The organism is Arthrobacter sp. TS-15 (assembly GCF_006964045.1).
Lineage (GTDB): Bacteria > Actinomycetota > Actinomycetes > Actinomycetales > Micrococcaceae > Arthrobacter.
The window spans coordinates 1-1,296 of record NZ_SDXQ01000089.1 but is presented as its reverse complement, the minus strand read 5'-3'; the positions used below and the strand labels follow the sequence as shown (position 1 = coordinate 1,296).

At 68.5% G+C, this 1,296-nt stretch carries 3 protein-coding genes; 2 read left to right on the top strand and 1 reads right to left on the bottom strand.

Translation table 11 applies throughout. From position 1 onward, the window contains the following. Positions 1–228, bottom strand: a 228-nt coding sequence (locus EU811_RS22930; protein ID WP_202979350.1) for a hypothetical protein, incomplete at its 3' end; no start/stop codon positions are given. Between the two features lie 370 nt (positions 229–598). Between EU811_RS22930 and EU811_RS23660 the strand changes: the two genes are divergently transcribed. Beyond that, positions 599–769, top strand: coding sequence for a hypothetical protein (locus EU811_RS23660; protein WP_160147698.1), 171 nt, complete (start codon positions 599–601; stop codon positions 767–769). 77 nt (positions 770–846) lie between these two features. Beyond that, complete coding sequence (locus EU811_RS22925) at positions 847–1,137, top strand: hypothetical protein (RefSeq protein WP_142940552.1); 291 nt, start codon at positions 847–849, stop codon at positions 1,135–1,137. Positions 1,138–1,296: the final 159 nt, after the last annotated feature.

Sequence of the window (1,296 nt, the reverse complement as noted above, 5' to 3'; positions counted from 1 at the left end):
AGTCTCGTGGGCTCGGGCGTAGCGGTGTATGCGTACCTGGAGGTTCATGCGCCGGGACTCCTTGCTGAGGCGGCGTCGTTCGCGGCGGCCGGATTCGTCGTCGTCCAGCTCGTTGTACCGTCGGCGGGTCTCCCAGAACGAGCGCTCCTGGGCAGCCGCCGCCTCCCCGGGCGTGACGTCCTCCGGGTCCTCCGAGTCGTCCCGGCTCCCGCCGGATTCGTCTGTCATGTGACCCAGAGTGGCATGAAGTGGCAATCACGGAGAGTGAATTCCCGGATGCTGCCATGTGGGTGACGAAGATCCTTCCCGCGCCGTAGGGATCCGGACAGCGCGGCTGTGCCACGGCCGCGATCTTCCCGGGAGTGTCGTGCTTCCTCCCGGGTCGGAGCCACCTTGCGCGGCTTGCTCGCGCGGAGAACGCGCCCCCGTTTCACGCTCCTCAACTCTCCCTCGCGCGACGTCATTTACTGGCCATTTGCCTGTTTGACGACAAACCGTCCCGGCCCACACGCTCCTTTGGCACGCGGTCTCCCTGTTGCTCAGGGTGACTCCGGATGGGCCCCAGGCTGCCCGGGGCCGGACGAGAGGAAGACCAACGATGGCCCGTAGCGCGGAGAAGCAGCAGAAGCCGGTCCGCAAGTCGCTGACCGAGCGCACCCACGACGAGCTGGAGATCGCAGGGTTCGACGAGGTCGAGACCCCCGAGGCGGACATCGTCAGCCTCGGCGGCGCCAGCTACACCAAGATGCTCGGCAAGATCTACGCCTGACCGCTCCCCCTCGCGGCTCCGGCGTGCGATGCGCCGGGGCCCGAGATCCGTCGCGCCGGACCCCGGAGAGCCCGTCGATGCTGCGCATCACCTCGGAACTGCCCTACTTGGACCAGGCAGGTCACGTCTACGTGCCGCTCGCCGGACCGGCACGGTCCTGTCTGAAGCTCAACCGTCACGCCTCCCGCATCTGGCGCGAGGCCCTGCGCCGCCCGGTGGACCTCGACACCCTGCCCGAGCTCGACCGGGACTTCCTCCTCGGCCTCACCCGGAACGGCGTCCTGCGCACCACACCCGCGCCGACGTCCGTGTCAGGGTCGGCGTCAGCCCCGGTACCCGCGCCCGCGTCCTCGTCCGAGGGAGTGTGAGATGGGCACGCTGACACGGCCGGCCATCGCCTTCGTGAACCCCTCGGTCGGCTTCTCGGACCGCCGCAAGTCCAAGCCGATCGGGCTGGCCTACATCATGGCCTACCTGGAGAAATCCGGATTCCCCAGCTCGGGCTTCGACTTCGGGGACTCCGAGGA

Bases quoted from the DNA above. Each gene is read 5' to 3' on its own strand.
- EU811_RS23660 (WP_160147698.1), top strand. From the start codon at position 599: ATGGCCCGTAGCGCGGAGAAGCAGCAGAAGCCGGTCCGCAAGTCGCTG.
- EU811_RS22925 (WP_142940552.1), top strand. From the start codon at position 847: ATGCTGCGCATCACCTCGGAACTGCCCTACTTGGACCAGGCAGGTCAC.